Genomic DNA, 19,179 nt, shown 5'->3' on the forward strand with positions numbered 1-19,179 from the left:
CCCATCGCGCCACAGCCGCCACCGACAGACTAAACATCGGCCTCATCAACATACAGGGACCCATGAACACCTGATGGACCAAGCTGTGGCGCGGCCTAGCCTCATTCCGCCGGCGCGGTGCGAATGGGTCCCGGACAAGCGCTTCGCGCTTTCCGGGATGACACCAATTGGGTCGTCAGCTCACGCCGCCGGCCGCTCGCGCTTGACGATCTCCTCAGCCAGCCGCCCGGGGATCTCGGCCATGTGGTCGAACTGGGCGGTGAAGTCGCCCAGGCCCTGGGTCAGGCCGCGCAGCTCGGCGATCAGGTGCTGGCGCTCGGCCCTCGGCAGGCAGACTTCGATGTCGTCCCAACCGCTCCAGCCCTCGCGCGGTTGGAAGCCGAGGATCTGGCCGCGCCTAGCCGACACCGCCTGGGTGATCTTCGAGGTCGAGGTCTGGGGCGCATGGATGGTCAGCTTCTCGATGGGCTCCAGCAGGTAGGGGGCGCTGGCCCGCAGGCCGTCGCTCATGGCCAGCCGGCCCGCCGCGCGGAAACTCATCTCCGAGGAGTCGACGCTGTGATAGGAGCCGTCGGTCAGCACCACCTCGACATCGGTGACCGGGAAGCCGAGCGGCCCCCGCTCCAAGGCGTCGCGCACCCCCTGCTCGACGGAGGGGATCCACTGCTTGGGCACCACCCCGCCGGTGATCTTCTGCGAGAAGGCGAAGCCCTCGCCCCGGGCGCGGGGCTTGATCTCCAGCACCACGTCGCCAAACTGACCGTGGCCGCCGGTCTGCTTCTTGTGGCGGCCGCGCTGGGTGACCGGTTTGCGCACCGACTCCTTGTAGGAGACCTTCGGCGGCTGCGTCGTCGCCTCCAGCCCGAAACGCCGGCGCAGACGCTCGACCGTGACCTGCAGGTGGGTTTCGCCGCGTCCTGAGATCAGGGTCTCCTGGGTCTCCGGATCGAGGGTGACCTCCAGAGCCGGGTCCTCCTCCGCCAGCTTGGCCAGCGCCGCCGACAGCCGCACGTCGTCCTTGCGGTCCTTGGCGGCGATCGACATCGCATAGAGCGTCGGCAGGGGCGAAACCGGCATGACGCTGGCGCGCGCCTTGCCGTCCATCGACAGCACGTGACCGGCGCTGGCGGCCTCCAGCTTGGCGATACCGACCACGTCGCCGGGCTGGGCCTTGTCGATCTTGCGGGTGCTGAGGCCCGAGACCGCCAGCAGCCCGCCGGCCCGGCATTTGTCGCCGGTCTCAGCGGTCAGTTCCTCGCCGTCGGTCAAGGCGCCGCCCATGACCCGGGCATAGGCGACCTTGCCCGCCTGCCCGGCATAGGAGGTCTTGAAGACATAGGCGCAGGCGCCGTCCAGCCCCATCCGTTCGGCGGCGACCGAGACATCGGGCGTCTCATGCCGCAGGGCCTTCAGCAGCCGGCGCACGCCAAAGCCGTTCAGGGCTGAACCGAAGAACACCGGCACGATCAAGCCGCCGCTGAGGTCGGCGACAAGGTCGGCGAACACCGCGTCCTGGCTAGGATTGAGATCGGAGAGCAGTTGCTCCATCAGTTCGTCGTCGAAATCGGCCAACTGCTCCAGCATGTGGAACCTGGCGTCGGCCTCCAGGGCGGCGATCTCGCCGCTCAGGTCGATTTGCGCCGAGGCCTGGCCCGGCCGGTAGACGAAGGCCCGCTCCAGGGCCAAGTCGACGAAGCCGGTCACCTTCTCCTGCTCGACCAGCGGGATCTGGCGCGCCACCAGCGGAAGACCGGAGGCCGGGGCCAGCGCCGCCATGAAATCGTCCAGCCCGCCGCGCGCCTGGTCGATGCGGTTGACGAAGACCGCGTGCGGGACCCCGCGATCCTCCAGCGCCTTCAGGATCGGCTGCAACAGCCCGGCGCGAACCGGGTTGGGATCGGCCACCACCACGGCCAGGTCCACGGCCGGCAGCACATAGTCCTCGCAGCCGGAAAACTCCGGCGATCCGGGACAGTCGATCACGGCGTAGCGCTCGCCCATGAATTCAAAGCCGGCGATGTTCAGTTCCGTGGATTGGCCACGCTGGCGCGCTTCGGGGCTAGCGTCGCCGACGCTGGTCGCGCCCACCTCGCCCTGGCGCAGGATCGCGCCGCTGGCGAATAGCATGGCTTCCAAAAGGGTTGTCTTGCCGGCTCCCGGCGCCCCCACAAGGGCGATGGCGCGTGTCGAGCCGGAACCTGGTCTGCCCATGGTCCGTCCTCCCAAGCCTAGGCGCCCGCCTTGGGAGCGGGCGCAGAAACCCCGACCTCGTCATGCTTCCACCCGCGCGGCCCCGGACGCAAGTCAATGCCGCGCGAGCGTCGTGGCCAGCGGCCTCGAACCACCTCACATTGGCGGCCCCGTCCCGGGAGCGTCAGAGGAACGAGCATGAACGGTTACGCATGGCTGGGCCTGGCCATTGTCGCCGAGGTGATCGCCACCACCGCGCTGAAGGCCTCGGACAGCTTCTCGAAGCTTGGTCCCTCGCTCATCACCGTCGCCGGCTACGGTTTCGCCTTCTGGTGCCTGTCGCACTCGATGAAGACCGTGCCGGTCGGCGTCGGCTACGCGATCTGGTCGGGCGTCGGCATCGTGCTGATCACCGCCATCGCCTGGGTGCTGTTCAAGCAACGCCTCGACCTCCCCGCCTTCCTCGGCATGGGCCTGATCCTGGCCGGCGTCGTGGTGATCAACGTCTTCTCGAAGTCGGCGGGGCACTGACTCCTGGCTCGTCATCCTCCGGGCAGCCGAAGGCTGATCCGGGGGACCCAAGCGGGCTCACCACATTCTGGAAATCAGCTTGGGTCCCCCGGATCGTCTTGCAGACGACCGGAGGATGACGAGGTGGATTGCGGCCCCAGAAACTCTGTCACCGCCTCGATGACCTCGACCAGGCCCAGGCGGTCGACGCGCACGCCTTCGGGCAGGCTGGAGAACAGGCGGGTGGGCGCGGCGGCGTCCAGCATCACGAACACGCCCTTGTCGTCGGCGCGGCGGATCAGGCGTCCGAACGCCTGGCTGATGCGGGCGCGAGCGACGCCGTCGTCATAGCCCTTGCCGCCGAACCGGGTGCGGCGGGCCTTGTGGAGGATGTCGGGGCGCGGCCAGGGCACGCGGTCGAAGGCCAGCAGCCGCAGCGAGCGTCCCGGCACATCGACCCCGTCCCTGACAGCGTCGGTGCCGAGCAGGCAGGCGTCTTCCTCGGCGCGGAAGATGTCGACCAGCGCGCCGACCTCCAGTGGGTCCACATGCTGGGCGTAGAGCGCCAGGCCCTTGTCGGCCAGCGGAGCGGCGATTCGCTCATGCACGGCGCGCAGTCGGCGGATGGCGGTGAACAGGCCCAGGCCCCCGCCCCCGGCCGCCAGGAACAGCTCGCGCATCGCCGCGGCCACCTGCCGGGGATCGTCGCGCCCGACATCGGTGACCACATAGGCCCGCGCGTTGTTGGCGTAGTCGAAAGGCGAGGTCAGTTTCAGGGTCTTGGGGCGGTCGGGCAGGCGCGCGGCGCCGGTGCGCATCTCGGCGAGCGCGAAGGGATCGTCCAGCGTGGCGTCCGACAGCGTCGCGCTGGTGACCAACACCCCGTGGGCCGGGGCGATGACGGCGTTGGTCAAGGGCTCGGTCGGATCGACCCAGTGGCGGCGGCTGGCGGCGTCGACCACCCGGCCATAGAGGAAGGTCGCGTCGAACCAGTCGACGAAGTCGGGATCGTCCTCGGCGTCCTCGTCGATGGCCCGCAGCATCGAGCGCCAGGCCGGCAGCTGCATGCGGCAGCGGCGGTCCAGGCCGCGCAGCGCGCCCTCGATCCGGCCCCGGTCGCTGGTGACGATCTGGGCGGCCTCCTCGTCCAGCAGATCTTCCAGGTGACGGGCGAGCGCCAGCAGCGGGGCCTCGATCTTGGCCAGGGCGGCGGCGGCGTCGCGGGCGGTGGCGCGCACGCGGTCGAGCGCCGGCCGGGCCGCGCATTCCATGCCGACATCCGAGGGGGCGGCGCGGGCGCGCAGCTGCTCGATCACCGCCACCAGGAACAGTTCGATCGGTCCGATCGGGTTCACCTCGCCGTTCGGCGGGGCGATGCGGCCCGACCAGCCCTCGCCTGGCAGGGCGGCGGCGGCGTGCAGGGCGTCGGTCAGGGCGGCGCGGGCGTCCTCGCGGTCGCCCAGCATGTCCATCAGCCGAGCCTCCAGGCCCCGGCCGCGCCGGCCACGGCCCTCGGGCCCGCGCATCCAGCGCCGTAGCTCGGCGGTTTCCTGGCCCGACAGCGCCGCGGCGAAGGCGGCGTCGGCGGCGTCGAACAGGTGGTGGCCTTCGTCGAAGATGATGCGCTTGAGCTGGGTGGTCTCGCCGTCGCCCTTCGAGCCGCGCGCCGCGCGGGCGCCGTCAAAGGCAGCCTGGGTCAGGACCAGGGCGTGGTTGGCGATGACGATATCGGCCTTGCGCGACCCCCGGATCGCCTTTTCCACGAAGCAAGTCCGGTAATGCGAGCACCCCGCGTGGATGCACTCGCCGCGCCGGTCGACCAAGTTGGCCGCACTGGCCTGCCCCGCCGCCGGCACCGCGAACAGGGTCGGCAGCCAGGCCGGGAAGTCGCCGCCGGTCATGTCGCCGTCGCGGGTGGCGCGCACCCAGCGGGCGGCCAGGCCCATGCCGATCAGGTCGGCGTTACCGAGCTGAGCGGTGTTGGCCATGTCCTGGAAGTTCAGCAGACAGAGGTAGTTCTCGCGGCCCTTGCGGACCACCGCCTTGCGCGCCCGGACCTTGGGGTCGGGATAGATCGAATGGCTCTCGCGCTCGATCTGACGCTGCAAGGCGCGGGTGTAGGTGGAGATCCACACCGAGGGGCCGTTGGCCTCGGCCCACAGCGAGGCCGGGGCCAGATAGCCCAGCGTCTTGCCGACCCCGGTCCCCGCCTCGGCCAGCATCATCCGCGGCTCGCCCTCGCGCTCCCTCGGTTGAAACACATAGGCGGTTTCCGAAGCGTACTCCGCCTGAGCCGGGCGGCTCTCGTCCAGGCCCGAGCGCTGCAGCAGTTCAGCCAAGCGCTTGGCGGCGTCCTCGCCGGCGATGGGGGTGGAGGTGGCTTCGCCCGGCGGCGCCTGGTCCTCCCACTCCATGACCCGGGTCCAGACGTCCAGGCCCGAGGTCCGAAACTGGTTGCCGACCGGGGCCGATCGCAGGGCCGCGACCACCGGGGGGCCCCAGGCCCAGCCGACCCGCATCAGGGTCTCGGCGATGGCCAGGGCTTCTTCACGGCTGGGCTCGGGCGTCGCGGCGACCTCGGCCAGCAGCAGGCGGGCCGCCTCGCGCAGGGTCTGCGCCTGGGCCGGCGCGCCCTTGGGTTCGGGCAGGCCGAGCGCCAGGGCCAGCCCCGCCGCCGACGGCGCGCAGAACCGCGCCGGCCGCACGAAGGCGAACAACTCCATGGCGTCGAACAGCCCCGAGGCCCTGGCCGGCGCATAGAGCCCCAGCCGCTTGGCGGTCATCGAGGCGTGGGCGACCAGGACCGGGCCATGCTCGAACAGATCACGCGCATCCGGCGCCCGCACCGCCTGGCTTCCGCCGCCATCGGCGACAGCCGCGCGCGGTCCCGGCAGCACGACAAGCGCCGGGGCGAGATCAAGGGTGGCGGAAGGGGCGTTCACCCCTTGGACTTAGCGACGTTCACGCCCGATGTCAGCGGCGACGTTCCCAATTTGATCTTCCGTGACGTCATCCGTATTCGGGACAAATAGAAGTTGTCGAGCGCTCGCGCCTGCGCCCATGATCGTCGTCAACCTGGCGAGACAGTCCGGGACGGGGACGAGACAAATGACGCGCCAGAAGGTGCTGGTTCTATACTTGGCCAATTCGGCGCTGGATGCGCCCACTGTCGCCTGGGCGGTCTATGACGGCACGGGCGAGACCCGGCCGATGGCCGGCGATACAGACACTCCGCCTTACAGGACTGGCGTCGATGCTCTGAAGGACGGCTGGCGGCTGTTCCAAGCCTCGCAGATCCTGCCCCACCAACGCGGTGCGGAGTTCGACGTCAGCTACCTGAAGTACGAGTTCTTCTTCGAACGCCTCGTGGAGGTTGCGGTATGACCGACCTGCCCCTGCTTACCGCCAGCCAGATGGCCAGCTTCACAGCGCGTGGGTTCCTGCGCTTCGACGGCGTGGTGCCGCAGGACATCAACACCCAGTTCCTGGCCGAGATGGGCGACATCGCCTCACCGCAGCCGGACTCCACCCTGCGCCAGGCCTATGGCCGGCTGCTGGCCGAAGCCGGCGTTCCCGAGGTCGCCGCCGGCACGCCGCTGGCGCGCGCCTATCCGCAAGGCTGCGCCGTCAACCGCATGCTGGAGCTGCCGCTGGTGGCGGGCGCTATTTGCAGCCTAGTCGGCGAGGCCCCGACCTTCGACCACCACTTCCTGCACGTGACCTTCCCGCCCGCCTATCACGCCGGCGGCGAGAGCGTGTCGCAGCACACCCATCAGGACTCGACCATCGACCCGCGCACGGCCTTCGACGTGCAGATCATGTACTACCCGCACGCGGTGACGCGGGAGATGGGCGGCACCCGGTTCATCCCCGGCACCCACCTGCGCAAGGTCAGCGAGGTGGCGCTGGGCCGCTACCAGAACATCTGTGGCCAGCAGCACATGGTCTGCGAGGCCGGCACCCTGCTCTTCCTGCATTCCGGCGTCTGGCACGGCGGCGGGGTGAACCTGGCTGAGCGCACCCGCACCATGTTCAAGATTCGCATGAACCCGAGCCAGTCCCAGGTTCGGAAGTTCGACCTCTCCACCCTGCAGCCGCAGTCGGCGCAGCGGCCGATCTTCTATGTGAAATCGCAACCGCCGGAGAGCGTCGAGGAGATCCTGATGACGCCCGAGCCCTGGTTCGAGCAGGACACCGGGCGGCTGGAAATGGTCAACCGCATCAAGCTATGGCGCTACCTGACCGGCGATCCGACCTACGACGCCGACTACTGGCTGACGCGGTTGGAGAACCAGGCGTCGGCTTGAGCCCTTGCCTGAAACGGAACGAGAACATCATATGCGGTGATGGCCGACGCCGCGGCGACACCGCCCGATCTTTTGCCGGAGAAATTCGCCGCCTGGTTCGACAGCCGAGGCTGGAGCGCGCGCGCCCATCAGCTTGAGATGATCGCCAAGGCGCGCACGGGGGCCGACGCCCTGTTGATCGCGCCGACCGGCGGCGGCAAGACCCTGGCCGGGTTCCTGCCCAGCCTGATCGACCTGGCCCAGCGGCCGCCGTCCAACACGCCGCGGGGCATCCACACCCTCTACATTTCGCCGCTGAAGGCGCTGGCCGTGGACGTCGAGCGCAACCTGATGGCGCCGATCCTCCAGATGGGCCTGCCTATCGTCGCCGAGAGCCGCACCGGCGACACCGGCCAGGCGCGGCGCGCGCGCCAGCGGGTCAAGCCGCCGGACATCCTGTTGACCACGCCCGAGCAACTGGCGCTGTTCTGCGCCTGGGAGGGCGCGCGGCTCTATTTCGAGAACCTCTCCTGCGTGATCCTCGACGAGATCCACACCCTGCATGCGTCCAAGCGCGGCGACCTGCTGGCGCTCGACCTGGCGCGATTGCAGCAGTTCGCGCCGGGCATGCGGCGGGTCGGGCTGTCGGCGACGGTGGATGATCCCGACGTGATCCGGCGTTGGCTGGCCTATGGGAAAATCCCGGAACCAGATCCTCCCCTGCTTGGGGAGGGGGACCACGAAGTGGTGGAGGGGGTCGCCGCCGCAAGAGAGTCGAAGNCCCCAGTGGGGGAGCATCTAGGGCCGTTTACGAAACCGTCGACCTGGTGCGTGGTCCGGCCGGCGCCCAGCCGATCGTCGACATGCTGCTGTCGGAGGGGCGCGTGCCGTGGGCCGGCCATACCGCCAAGCACGCGATGCAGGAGGTCTACGACACCATCAAGGGGGCCCGGACCGCCCTGGTGTTCGTCAACACCCGCTTCCAAGCTGAGTTCGCCTTCCAGGAACTGTGGCGGCTGAACGAGGACAGCCTGCCCATCGCCCTGCACCATGGCAGCCTGGCCGCCGAGCAGCGGCGCAAGGTCGAGGCGGCGATGGCGCGGGGCGAGTTGCGGGCGGTGGTCTGCACCTCGACCCTCGACCTCGGCATCGACTGGGGCGACGTCGACCTGGTGATCCAGCTGGCCTCGCCCAAGGGCGCCTCGCGGATGGTGCAGCGGATCGGCCGCGCCAATCACCGCCTGGACGAGCCCAGCCGCGCGCTGTTCGTGCCCGCCAACCGCTTTGAGATGCTGGAGTGCCAGGCCGCCCGCGAGGCCATCGCCGAGAACCGCTTCGACGGCGAGCCGACCCGGATCGGCGCGCTGGACGTCCTGGCCCAGCACGTCATGGGCTGCGCCTGCTCCGAGCCCTTCGACCTGATCGCGCTCTATGACGAGGTCCGCTCGGCCGGCCCCTACCGAGACCTGGCCTGGGAGGACTTCGAGCAGGTCGTCGATTTCGTCTCCACCGGCGGCTACGCGCTGAAGACCTATGACCGGTTCCGGCGGATCGTGAAGGGCCTGGACGGGCTCTGGCGGGTGCGCAATCCCGAGACCGCCCAGCGCCATCGGCTCAATGTCGGGGCCATCGTCTCGCCCGCCATGCTCACCGTGCGGATCGCCATGGGCAAGTCGCGCCGGGGCGGGCGCAAGATCGGCGAGGTCGAGGAAGGCATGCTGGAGATGCTCGACCCCGGCGACACCTTTGTCTTCGCCGGCCAGGTCTGGGCCCTGGTCGGCGTCACCGGGACCGAGGTGCTGGTTAGTCCAGCCGCCAACAAGGACCCAAAGATGCCGTCGTGGGGCGGGTCGAAGTTCGCGCTCTCGACCTTCCTGGCGAAGCGGGTCCGCGAGCTGATGTACGACCAAGAGCACTGGAAGGTGCTGCCCGCCGACGTTCGCGAATGGCTGGAGATCCAGCGCGACCACTCGCTGATCCCGCCGGCCGACGACCTGCTGCTGGAGACCTTCCCGCGCGGTAAACGCCACTTCATGGTGGTCTATCCGTTCGAAGGCCGGCTGGCCCACACCACGCTCGCCATGCTGCTGACCCGGCGGCTGGAGCGACTCGGCGCCGCGCCGCTGGGCTTCGTCTGCAACGACTACGCGATGGCGATCTGGGCGCTGAAGCCAATGGACGGGCTCGATTTCGACGAACTGTTCGCCCAGGACATGCTGGGCGATGATCTGGAGTCCTGGCTGGCCGAGAGCTTCATGATGAAGCGCGCCTTCAAGGGCTGTGCGATCATCTCGGGCCTGATCGAGCGACGGTTCCCGGGACAGGAGAAGACCGGGCGCCAGGTGACCTTCTCCACGGACCTGATCTACGACGTGCTGCGCCGACACCAACCCGACCACCTGCTGCTGCGCTGCGCGCGCGAAGACGCCGCGACCGGCCTGATCGACGTCGCGCGGCTGGGCCTGCTGCTGGAGCGCATTCAGGGCCGGATCCGCCATTCGCCGCTGGAGCACCTCTCGCCGTTCTCGGTGCCGATCCTGCTGGAGATCGGCAAGGAGCGCTCGCCCGGCCAGGCCGGGGAGATGATCCTGGCCGAGGCCGAGGAAGACCTGATCGCCGAGGCCCTGGCGTGAGCGCGCTCGCCTCCCCCTCGCCCGCCTACGCCTTCGCGGCCAGCCCTTGCGGCGGCCTGCGCACCGCGCTGAACGGCGCGGCGGTGACGCTGCGGGCCAGCGGCGCGCTGTGGATCGAGGACCAGCGGATGCTGGTGGTCGCCGACCTGCACCTGGAGAAGGGCTCGGCCTACGCCATGCGCGGCCAGATGCTGCCGCCCTACGACACCCGTGAGACCCTGCGCCGCTTGCAGGCCGAGGTGATGGCGACGCTGCCCGACGCCGTGGTCCTGCTGGGCGACACCTTCCATGACCGCAGGTCCGAGGATCGCCTCGCCCGCGACGACGCCGAAACGCTGCGTGCCTTGGCCGGCGCGACGCGGCTGATCTGGGTGATCGGCAATCACGACGCCGATGGGCCGCGCGCCCTGCCCGGCGATGTCGAGGGCGAGATTTCGGTGGCGGGCCTGATCCTGCGCCACGAGCCGCTCCCAGGACCGCAGGTCGGCGAGGTCGCCGGCCACCTGCACCCCTGCGCCCGCGTCGTCGCCTCGCGCGGCAGCGTGCGGCGGCGGTGTTTCGTGACCGACGGCTCGCGGATGGTGGTCCCGGCCTTCGGGGCCTATGCCGGCGGGCTGAACATCCGCGACGAGGCCTTCGCGGGCCTGTTCTCCCAGGCCCCGCTGTGCGGGGCCCTGGGCGCCGACCGGGTTCACGCGGTCGGTTGGCGCTCGGTCGCGGGCGACTAGCGCCGCTACATCCGCAGCGCCTGCTCCAGCGCCAAGGCCAGCGAGATGCAGGCCCCGAGCGTCAGGGTGGTCATCAGGCGCGGATAGCGGGCCGGAACGTCAGGCGCGGCGTGATCGAACAGCCATTGCAGGATAAAGGCGGCCATGAAGCCGCACAGCAGCCACGGAACGTCGATGGAGCCACGGGCGAACACCAGGGCCCAGGCGACGGCGGGCGATACGATCGACATCGCCAGCCGGGTCCAGCGCGGCGCGGCGCGCGCGCTCTCCAGCCCCCAGCGGATGCCGCCCAGGAAGCCCAGCACCACCGCCGACCAGGTCAGCAGCACCGTCAGGGCCGGCCCGGTCACGTCGGCGGGTCCGAAGACATAGCCCACGGCCGCGGTCGGGAACGGCGCCAGGCCGAGCAGCGCGATCACCCATAGCGGGCGCGGCGCGGAGGCCTCGGCATGAACCTCGGTGTCGGTGTGGATATCCAAGCGGTCAGTTCCTCCGGAAGGCGACCGAGGCGGCCCAGCCAGCGGCAAGCGCGATCGCCACCGAGGCCAAGCCATAGGACCATGGCCTGTTGTGGGCGAAGAGGTAAAGGGCGCGCTCGATCCCGGCCTTTTCCACGGTCAGGCCACGCATCCGGCGCGAGACCGGCTGGCCGTTCTGAAACAGGAAGATCTCGGCGGTGTAGACGCCGATGGGGGCGGCGGTCGGCAGGTCGATCTCGGCCCGGAACAGGCCCTTGTCCACGAAGCTCACGCCGCGGTCGTCGGCGGCGTAGAGGCCGCTCTCCTCCTTCAGCCGAACCACCGCGCGGCGCCAGTCGAGATAGTCCTGGCCCAGCCGGCTGACCACGACGTCGCGGACCCCGTAGCGGGTCTCGATCCGCTCCTCCAGCGGGGCGTTGATCGCCAAGTGATCGACGCCCGCCCCCAGCCGGCGCAGCGTGCCGAAGCTGGCGATCTCCCCCAGCGGCTTGGTCGAGGCGGCCATGTAGAAGCCGGGCGCGCCCTCGAACACCACGGGGCGTGAATTGACCCAGATTCCGGCGACCTTGGTCTTGCGGGCCAGGCGCAGCGGCGCGTCGGGGCCGCGCACGATCACCACCACATCGCTCGGGCGCTCCGCCGGATCGAACACCGCGCCATAGAGCACGATGCGCGCGCCGCGGAAGCTGGAGGTGACCCGCACATTGGTGGTGGTCAGCGCCGCCGAGACGGCGGCCGGCGGGATCTCGGGCGGGACGAGGATCGCCATCACCCGTTCCCCGCCATCAGCACGAACGGCTCGGCCGGCGTGAAGAACAGCCCCAGCCCCATGCGCAGGCCAACGGCCAGCACGATCAGCGCCAGCAGGGCGCGCAGTTCCTCGGCCCGGAAGCGCGAGGAGGCCCGCGCTCCGACCTGGGCGCCCAGCACGCCGCCGATCAGCAGCAGGGTGGCCAGCACGACGTCGACGGTCTGGTTGCGGCCGGCCTGCAGCACGCTGGTCAGCGAGGTGGTGATGATGATCTGGAACAGGCTGGTGCCGACCACCACCCCGGCCGGCATGCGCAGGATATAGACCATGGCCGGGACCAGCACGAAGCCGCCGCCGACCCCCATGATCGCCGACAGGATGCCGACGAAGACGCCCAGCGCGATCGGCGGGATGACGCTGATATAGAGCCGCGAGCGCGGGAACCGCATCTTGAACGGCAGGCCGTAAAGCCAGGGCGGGCGGCGATCCTTGCGGCGCTTGGGCGCCTCGCCGCGCCGGCGGCGCAGGATCGAGGACAGCGACTCGCTGAACATCAGGGCGCCGATCACGCCCAGGAAGATCAGATAGGAGAGCGACACCACGAGGTCGGCCTGGCCGAGCAGCCGCAGCCAGCGGAAGATCTCGACGCCGATGAACGAGCCGACCGCCCCGCCGGCGGCCAGCACCCCGCCCATCCGGAAATCGACGGCCTTGCGCCGGGTGTAGGAGATGACGCCGGAGGTCGAGGACGCGGCGACGTGGTTGGCCTCGCTGGCCACCGCCACCACCGGCGGAATACCCAGGAAGATCAGCACCGGGGTCATCAGGAACCCGCCGCCGATGCCGAACAGGCCGGAGATGAAGCCCACCGCCGCGCCGAGCGCGATCAGCACCGGCGCGTTCACCGAGACCTCGGCTATGGGCAGATAGATATCCAAGAGCGCCCCTTACTTGGCGCGCGTCACCGCGTGAAGACCTGCAGCCGGGAAACGGTCATCTGGTCGAGAGTTCCGCTCGCCTCCAACCCCTGCTCGCGCTGGTAGGCGGCGATGGCCATGGTCAGGGCCGGCGAGGCGACGCCGTCCCTGGGGCCTTGATAATAGCCCAGTTGCGACAACAGCCGTTGGGCGGTGACGATCGAGGCCACGGGCGCGACGGCGGTCTCGATGCCGCCGGCCGACGGGTTCGGGGCTGTCGCACGGAAGCCCTGGGCGGCGCGTTCGGAGACGCTGCGCGCCTCTGGCGACAGGTCCGCGCGCACCCGGGCGGCGCTCTTGCGGGCTTCGTCGTCGCCGGTGCGGGCGGCGATCAGATACCACTTATAGGCTTCGGCGGCGTTCTGGCTGACGCCCAGGCCACGCTCGTAAAGGGCGCCCAGATTGTACTGACTATCGACCAGACCCAGATCGGCGGCGCGGCGGAACCATTGGGCCGCCAGGGTCGAATTCTTGCTGCCGCCCTTGCCTTCGATCAGGGCGATGCCGAGGTTGTGCATCCCGGCCCGATTGCCGCCCTGGGCGGCGCGTTCGGTCCAGCGGCGGGCTTCCACCGGGTCCTTCTTCAGGCCGCCCTCGCCGGTCTCATAGAGCTTGGCGAGATAGAACTGAGCGGGAGAGTGTCCGAGGTTGGCCGCCTTGCGCAGGCTCTCAAGGCCGCCCGGCGTATTGGCCTTGATGGCCGCGACGGCGTCGGAATAGAGGGTCGCCAGTTCGGCGGTCTCGGCGTTGGCCACCGGCGGGCGAACGGTTCCCATCGGCTGCGGCGCCAGCGCGATGGCGGCCAGCGGCGTGGTGTCGGCCTCGCCGGTCTTGATCTCGCCGGCCTTGTCGCTGGCGACCACCGCCAGGGCGTCGGCCACGCGCTGCGGCGGCGCGCCGCCGGCCTCGCTGTCGGCGACGAAGTAGCTGGCGGCGCCCAGGCTCAGGAAGGCTGCGCCGCCGGCCACCAGCAGGGCGGTCTGCAGCGATCCGCCGGCCGTCCGCTTCGGACGCAGGCCGAAGTTGGAGAACAGCGAGGTCGCCGTCGGCTTCTGCAGCTTCTCGACCTTGGGCTTGGCCTTCTTGGCCTCGCCGCCGCCGCTGGAGGCGGCGCGGGCGGCCGCACGGGCCTGTTCGATGACTTCGCGGGTGGTCAGCGGACGCGCCGGTTCGGCCTCTTCGGCTTTCGGCTCGTCGAGCTCCATGTGGCGCAGCGGCGGATCGTAGGCCGCGGCGGCGTCCAATTCGGCGGCCGTCGCTTCAGGCGCCTGGAAGACCTCGGGTTCCGGTTCGGGCGGTGCGGTCTCGGCGACGATGGTCTCAGGTTCGGCCGCGAGTTCGGGCTCAGGCTCGACCTCGGCCTCGGGCGCGATCGGCGCGAAGCCGTCGGCGGCCTCGAAGTCCTCGGCGTCGAAGACCACGGCCTCGGTCGCCGTCGGGAACACCGCGGCGACGCTCGCCGCCAATTCCTCGGCGAACGGCGTGCCGGCCTCTTGCGCCACCACGGTCGCGGCGTCGGCCTCCGGCGCGGCGAAAGCCTGCAGGGCCAACGGGTCGGACGACGGCTCGGCGGGGCCAAGGTCGCGGAACGGGTCGATGCCGAACGGCGAGGGCGGCGGTTCGTCGCGCACCAGACGCGGCGACGGGGCCGCGGCCAGGGCCTGCTCGGTGAGCCGCCGCTGCGACTCCGCCAGGCTGCGGTCGATCTTCTCGCGCGCTTCGTCGAGCAGGCGCGCCGTGCGCTCCTCGCTCTGCCGGATGCGCTCGACCAGGTCCTCGGAGGACCGTTCCTGACGTTGACTGATCCGCTCGCTGACCCGGGCGACCTGCTCGCCGACGTCGTCGATGGCCTGGGCCGCGCGACGTTCGGAACTGCCGATCCGCTCGGTCAGGCGTTCAGTGATCTTGCCGATCTCCGCGCCGAGCTTCTCCAGCGCCTCGGCGTGCGCGCCTTCGGAGCGGCCCAGCCGGGATTCCATCGCCTGGGCGATACGCGCGACTTCGCCGCCGACCTGTTCGATGGCGTCGGCGCTGCGGTGTTCGGCGGCTTGGACGCGACGGTTCAAGGTGTCGGCCATGGTCAGGACCTCGCGGCCCATCTTCTCAATGGCTTCCCCGGAGGTCAGTTCCGCCTTGCGGGCGGTCTCGGCCATTTCACCGAGCTTGCGCTCCATGCGGTCGAAGCGGCCGTCGGCGGCCGCCTGCAATTTCTGGGCGATTTCCCCGCGCACGGTGTCGACGCGCTGCGACAGGGTCGCAGCCAGATCGCCGAGCCGCTTGTCGAGTTCCGCCGAGCCGCCCTTCTCCACCGTGTCCACGCGGCCGCCGAGACCGGCGAAGGCGTTGCCCAGGCTGGCCAAGGCGTCAGAGGTGCGGGTTTCGGCGTCGGTCAGGCGGGCGTCGACGCGGTTCACCACCTCTTCAATCAGCGAAGCGGTGTCGCCGCCGTCCTGGGCGCGGATCTGTTCGATCCGCTGCTCCATGGCCTTGATCGTCTCGCGAGTGCGGCCTTCGCCTTCGTAGAGGTGGTTGGCGACCTTGCCGAGCGCCGCCTCCAGCGAGCGCAGAGCCTCGGCCGAGCGCGGTCCGGCGGCCTCGGCCTCGACCCGGCGCAGCCGTTCGGCCAACCGCGAGCTCTCGGCGCGGGCTTCCTGCACCGCGCCCTCGAAACGGGCGGCGACGGCGATGTTCTCGCGTTCGGCCGCCTCGATGCGGGCCATGGCCTCGCGCACCACCGTGTCGGCGGCGCTCGCCTCAGGGGTCATGCGGGGCTCGCTGCGTTCGATCTTGCCGCTCAAGCGATCCAGGGCGATGGCCACGCGGCCGATCTCGTCGGCCGGATGCTGCACCGCCTCGTAACGTCCCGGCGGGTCCGGCGCGGCGCGCGGCGGCTCCACGATGCGGGGCGCTTCGGCGACGCGGGGGGTTTCGAAATAGGTTTGTTCCGGACGCTCATTGCGCTCGAAATAGGTCTGGGAGGTGATCTCTTCGGGACCGTCGTCATCGAGGATCATGCGGTTCAACCACTCCCCGAGCGTCATGCCGGAACGTCGGGCCAGGTCTTTTGCGACCTCCCGCGCCTTAGGGTCGATCCCCTTGACACTCCAGGGCGCCCCCGACGTCATATCGAATCATTCCCCCAGCCCATTCTGGACGCTACCACCGATCGGTGGTGTGTAAACGGACCGTTAACACTAGATATTGCGTCGGTCGCGAAAGCCTGTGGATTACGGAGGCTTCAGCGAAAACAAGCGTGAAGCTGGTTAATGGGTCGTTAAGGGTTGGCCGACAGTTCGCCTTTACCCATCCGCGCGCGCGCGGTAGGCGAACGCCGATGACCCTGAACGTGACCCTGGCGCTGGCCGCCGCGCTGATCGCCGTCGCCGCCTTCGCCGGCTGGCGCGGGTCCAAGCCGCCGAATTTCGCGAACGGCCCCAGGCTGATGCCGTGGCGCTTCATCATGGTCACGGCCGCGGCCTTCGCCATGTTCCTGATCGTCCACGTCGTGAACCTGCTGGGCGTGCAGACCGGGCGCTAGGCTGCGGTCGGCAAGCCCGGCGCCTCGTCGCCCTTCTTCGGCCGCTTGGCCAGGCCCGACACGCCGCCGGAGGTGAGCAGGCCCATATCGGCCAGGACCAGTGGGATCGCCCACTTGTTGGGCGCGGCGATGTAGCGGGGCCGCCAGACCGGATCGTACTTGCCCTTGTAGGCCCGCACGCCCTGGAAATTGTAGATCTCCTCGCCCCGCTCGAAGATCAGCGCGCCGACCCGCGACAGCACCGGCGCCAGCGGCCGATCCTCCAGCCCCGACAGCGGCGCCATCCCGAACTCGATGGCCTGATAGCCCTCGCGGCGGCCCCACTCGATCAGCTCCACGAACAGATAGTCCATGATGCGCCGAGGCCCCTCCTCGATGTAGCGCATCAGATCCATGGAGAAGGCGCTCTTGGAGGCCGTGGTCCAGAGCGTGGCGAAGGCGATGATCTTGCCTTCGAACCGCACCACCCCGACCGGGAACTCGGCCACATAGGACGGATAGAACCCGCCCATCGAGAAGCTCTTGTCGCCGCCAGCATGGTGCACCAGCCAGGCGTCGGAGATCGCCTGAAGCTGCGGCATGACCTCGCCAATCCGCTCGGGCGGCACCACCTCGAACGTCGCGCCGGCGTCGCCTGCCTGTCGCCAGGCGCGCCGCAGGTTGCCGCGCTTGGTGCCTTCGATGGTGAAGGTGTCGAGGGCGACCGCGGCGCTCTCGCCCACCTTGTGGATCGCAAACCCCAGCTCGACCACATCGGGCAGGTGCTCGGCGTCGAGGCCGTAGAAACCTGGCCGCGCGGCGTGAGCGTCGGCCAACTCGCGGAAGCGCCACATCAGGTCCATCCGCTCGTCGCGGCGGCCGACCGGCGCGCCCAGCGAAATCCACGACCGCCCGCGGACGCCGAACATCAGGAAGCTCTCGCCCGACGGCGAGAACAGGAACCGCTTGTCGCCCAGCAGGGCCAGGTTGGAACCCGGTTCGGCCTCCTCGGCGCAGGACAGGATGGCCCGCACCCGTCCGAGCGCCGGGTCATCTTCCCCAACCACCTTGGGCGTCGCGGCCGAGGCGAACATCCGGAAGATGCCGAAGGTGAAGAGCAGGATCGCCGCCCCGGCCCAGGCGCGGATGGCGCGCGCGGCGTCGTCGTCGGCCATCACCCTCCAGAACGGCTGATCGCCATAGTCGGCGTGCTGGAACGACCAGAGCCCCAGCAGGCCCGCCCCGAACACCACCGCGAACGCCGACAGGAGCCAGCCGGGCGTGACCTCCATCTGCGACAGCCGCGCCTTGCGCGGGAAGGCCCCGTGCAGCGGGATGAGCAGCACCGCGAACAAGGCGAGCGTCGTCGCCTCCTCCCACGCAAAGGCTTTCAGCAGCGCCAGCGGACTGGCGACCAGCAGGGTGGCGACCGTCGCCCCCCAGGCTCCGCCCAGCCGCGCCCTCAGCCCGAAGGCCAGCAGGACCAGGATCAGGCCCAGGATGCTGGACAGGAAGTGGCTGATCTCGATCAGGATGACCGGCGTCACTTCATAGATGCGCAGGAACCGATCCGGGATCGTCGGCGTCGCCCCCGACGCCAGCAACATGATCCCGGCGAGAAGGGCGAGGACGGCCGCCACAGTCGGCGCCGTGGCGAACAGCGCCGGTTTAAGTTCGCGCCAGAATTTCATTCGCCCGCCAAAAATCGTCTCAGGTGGCTGCGTATATAGCCTGATTTGGCGTCTGCGCAGCGCGCCGCTCAGCAGTCAAACAGCTGTTTCGTTTTCCTTGCTCTTGAGGGCGCCGGCGCTAATGTGGCGGCGTAAAAGCATTTCCGATGACGGGAGGATTCCATGGCCGATTTCGGCGCCGGCGAGCTCGACGCGTTCCGCGCCGAAGTGAAGGCCTGGCTGGAAGCCAACTACCCCGCCGAACTCCGCGACCCCAAGGTCGCGAGCGACCCGGAAGCCGTCTGGGGCGGCCGCGCCTTTGCCGGGTCCAGCGACCCGCAGGCGGTCTGGATGCGGGCGATGGCCCAGAAGGGCTGGACCGCCCCGACCTGGCCGACCGAATACGGCGGCGGCGGACTGACGCCGCAGCAGGCCCGGGTGTTGGATCAGGAGCTGGCCGCCGGCCGCTACCGCGCGCCGCTGGCCTCGTTCGGGGTCTGGATGCTGGGGCCCGTGCTGCTGGAATACGGCGACGAAGCCCAGAAGAAGGAATACCTGCCCAAGATCATCAACGGCGAAATCCGCTGGTGCCAAGGCTATTCGGAACCGGGCGCGGGGTCAGATCTCGCCTCGCTTCAGACCAGATGCGAAGATAAAGGCGATCACTGGCTGATCAACGGCCAGAAGGTCTGGACCTCCTACGCCAACAAGGCCGACTGGTGCTTCTGCCTAGTCCGTACGGATACCACGAAAAAGCATGAAGGCATATCGTTTGTACTTATAGATATGGCTTCTCCGGGCGTGGAAACTCGGCCGATCCAGTTGATCTCCGGCGAGAGCCCGTTCTGCGAGACCTTCTTCACCGACCTGAAGCTCCCCAAGGAAGCGCTGGTCGGCAAGGTCAACGGCGGCTGGGAAATCGCCAAGCGGCTGCTGCAGTATGAGCGCCAGAACATCTCCGGCGGCTTCGGCGGCGGCGGTGGGGCCGGCGGCGCTGCGGGCGACCTTGGCAATATCGCCAAGACCTATGCCGGCGTCGATGCGACCGGCCGCGTCGCCGACCGCGACCTGCGCCAGCGGGTCACTCAGAACAAGATGAACTTCCAGGCGCTGGGCCAGACCATCGCGCGCACCGCCGCCGAGGCGAGAGCCTCGAACGGCCCGAGCGCGGCGACCTCGATCATCAAGTACGCCGCGGCCTCCTTCGCTCAGGAACGCTCGGAGCTGATGGTCGAAGCCATGGGCCACCAGGGCCTGGGCTGGGACGGCGAAGGCTACGAGCCCGGCGAACTGCTGGCGGTCCGCGGCTGGCTGCGCTCCAAGGGCAACTCCATCGAGGGCGGCACCTCGGAGATCAACATCAACGTGGTCTCCAAGCGCGTACTCGGCCTGCCCGACCCCAAGTAAACGTGACCGACGCCGCCCTATTTTTCGGGCG

At 69.6% G+C, this 19,179-nt stretch carries 14 protein-coding genes and 1 pseudogene; 8 read left to right on the forward strand and 7 right to left on the reverse strand.

The window, feature by feature from the left end; genetic code table 11:
• Positions 1-180: 180 nt before the first annotated feature.
• Positions 181-2,211: an elongation factor G gene (locus ASE02_RS08685; RefSeq protein ID WP_056733219.1), complete on the reverse strand. Its 2,031-nt coding sequence runs from the start codon at positions 2,209-2,211 to the stop codon at positions 181-183.
• 177 nt (positions 2,212-2,388) lie between these two features.
• On the opposite strand from ASE02_RS08685, the gene ASE02_RS08690 reads away from it, so the two are divergent.
• A complete protein-coding gene (locus ASE02_RS08690) occupies positions 2,389-2,721 on the forward strand; it encodes an SMR family transporter (protein WP_056733221.1) in 333 nt (110 codons plus the stop codon).
• 74 nt (positions 2,722-2,795) lie between these two features.
• Here ASE02_RS08690 and ASE02_RS08695 read toward each other — a convergent pair whose 3' ends face one another.
• On the reverse strand, positions 2,796-5,642 hold the full coding sequence (locus ASE02_RS08695; RefSeq protein WP_056733223.1) for an ATP-dependent DNA helicase: 2,847 nt from the start codon (positions 5,640-5,642) through the stop codon (positions 2,796-2,798).
• Between the two features lie 166 nt (positions 5,643-5,808).
• On the opposite strand from ASE02_RS08695, the gene ASE02_RS08700 reads away from it, so the two are divergent.
• The 5 genes and pseudogenes from ASE02_RS08700 (at position 5,809) to pdeM (ending at position 10,347) form a co-directional block, all read left to right on the forward strand.
• A complete protein-coding gene (locus tag ASE02_RS08700) occupies positions 5,809-6,084 on the forward strand; it encodes a hypothetical protein (RefSeq protein WP_056733256.1) in 276 nt (91 codons plus the stop codon).
• Positions 6,081-7,007: a phytanoyl-CoA dioxygenase family protein gene (locus tag ASE02_RS08705; RefSeq protein ID WP_056733225.1), complete on the forward strand. Its 927-nt coding sequence runs from the start codon at positions 6,081-6,083 to the stop codon at positions 7,005-7,007. The genes ASE02_RS08700 and ASE02_RS08705 overlap by 4 nt, the downstream gene beginning before the upstream one ends.
• Before the next feature lie 39 nt (positions 7,008-7,046).
• Positions 7,047-7,766 (forward strand): DEAD/DEAH box helicase (locus ASE02_RS22935; RefSeq protein ID WP_235536650.1); only part of this gene is annotated, 720 nt, incomplete at its 3' end.
• A 1-nt stretch (position 7,767) separates the two neighbouring features.
• A pseudogene (locus ASE02_RS08710) lies at positions 7,768-9,619 on the forward strand (helicase-related protein); the annotation flags it as partial.
• On the forward strand, positions 9,616-10,347 hold the full coding sequence (pdeM, locus tag ASE02_RS08715) for a ligase-associated DNA damage response endonuclease PdeM (RefSeq protein ID WP_056733227.1): 732 nt from the start codon (positions 9,616-9,618) through the stop codon (positions 10,345-10,347). The pseudogene ASE02_RS08710 and the gene pdeM, both read left to right, overlap by 4 nt.
• A 5-nt stretch (positions 10,348-10,352) precedes the next feature.
• Here the strand turns inward: pdeM and ASE02_RS08720 are convergent, their stop codons facing one another.
• From ASE02_RS08720 to ASE02_RS08735, 4 genes are read right to left on the reverse strand one after another with little or no spacing between them, the layout of a single operon-like run.
• Positions 10,353-10,826, reverse strand: a complete 474-nt coding sequence (locus ASE02_RS08720) for a DUF3429 domain-containing protein (protein ID WP_056733229.1) — start codon at positions 10,824-10,826, stop codon at positions 10,353-10,355.
• Between the two features lie 4 nt (positions 10,827-10,830).
• Entirely contained in the window at positions 10,831-11,595 is a 765-nt protein-coding gene (locus ASE02_RS08725; RefSeq protein ID WP_056733231.1) for a TIGR02186 family protein, read from the reverse strand.
• Complete coding sequence (locus ASE02_RS08730) at positions 11,595-12,515, reverse strand: sulfite exporter TauE/SafE family protein (protein WP_056733233.1); 921 nt, start codon at positions 12,513-12,515, stop codon at positions 11,595-11,597. Before ASE02_RS08730 ends, ASE02_RS08725 begins: the two co-directional genes overlap by 1 nt.
• A 23-nt stretch (positions 12,516-12,538) precedes the next feature.
• The gene (locus ASE02_RS08735) at positions 12,539-15,568 is read right to left on the reverse strand and encodes an SEL1-like repeat protein (protein ID WP_235536651.1); all 3,030 of its coding nucleotides are present in this window, start codon (positions 15,566-15,568) and stop codon (positions 12,539-12,541) included.
• Positions 15,569-15,888: 320 nt separating this feature from the next.
• On the opposite strand from ASE02_RS08735, the gene ASE02_RS08740 reads away from it, so the two are divergent.
• Positions 15,889-16,092 carry a hypothetical protein gene (locus ASE02_RS08740; protein ID WP_056733237.1) on the forward strand — a complete coding sequence of 68 codons (204 nt, stop codon included), beginning with the start codon at positions 15,889-15,891 and terminating at the stop codon, positions 16,090-16,092.
• Here ASE02_RS08740 and ASE02_RS08745 read toward each other — a convergent pair.
• A complete protein-coding gene (locus ASE02_RS08745; RefSeq protein ID WP_056733238.1) occupies positions 16,089-17,762 on the reverse strand; it encodes a bifunctional lysylphosphatidylglycerol flippase/synthetase MprF in 1,674 nt (557 codons plus the stop codon). The genes ASE02_RS08740 and ASE02_RS08745 overlap by 4 nt on opposite strands.
• Positions 17,763-17,924: 162 nt before the next feature.
• On the opposite strand from ASE02_RS08745, the gene ASE02_RS08750 reads away from it, so the two are divergent.
• Complete coding sequence (locus ASE02_RS08750; protein WP_056733240.1) at positions 17,925-19,148, forward strand: acyl-CoA dehydrogenase family protein; 1,224 nt, start codon at positions 17,925-17,927, stop codon at positions 19,146-19,148.
• Positions 19,149-19,179 lie beyond the last annotated feature (31 nt).

The organism is Phenylobacterium sp. Root700 (assembly GCF_001429025.1).
GTDB lineage: Bacteria > Pseudomonadota > Alphaproteobacteria > Caulobacterales > Caulobacteraceae > Phenylobacterium.

Bases quoted from the DNA above. Each gene is read 5' to 3' on its own strand.
- ASE02_RS08685 (WP_056733219.1), bottom strand. From the start codon at position 2,211: ATGGGCAGACCAGGTTCCGGCTCGACACGCGCCATCGCCCTTGTGGGG.
- ASE02_RS08690 (WP_056733221.1), top strand. From the start codon at position 2,389: ATGAACGGTTACGCATGGCTGGGCCTGGCCATTGTCGCCGAGGTGATC.
- ASE02_RS08700 (WP_056733256.1), top strand. From the start codon at position 5,809: ATGACGCGCCAGAAGGTGCTGGTTCTATACTTGGCCAATTCGGCGCTG.
- ASE02_RS08705 (WP_056733225.1), top strand. From the start codon at position 6,081: ATGACCGACCTGCCCCTGCTTACCGCCAGCCAGATGGCCAGCTTCACA.
- ASE02_RS08725 (WP_056733231.1), bottom strand. From the start codon at position 11,595: ATGGCGATCCTCGTCCCGCCCGAGATCCCGCCGGCCGCCGTCTCGGCG.
- ASE02_RS08735 (WP_235536651.1), bottom strand. From the start codon at position 15,568: ATGATCCTCGATGACGACGGTCCCGAAGAGATCACCTCCCAGACCTAT.
- ASE02_RS08740 (WP_056733237.1), top strand. From the start codon at position 15,889: ATGACCCTGAACGTGACCCTGGCGCTGGCCGCCGCGCTGATCGCCGTC.
- ASE02_RS08745 (WP_056733238.1), bottom strand. From the start codon at position 17,762: ATGAAATTCTGGCGCGAACTTAAACCGGCGCTGTTCGCCACGGCGCCG.
- ASE02_RS08750 (WP_056733240.1), top strand. From the start codon at position 17,925: ATGGCCGATTTCGGCGCCGGCGAGCTCGACGCGTTCCGCGCCGAAGTG.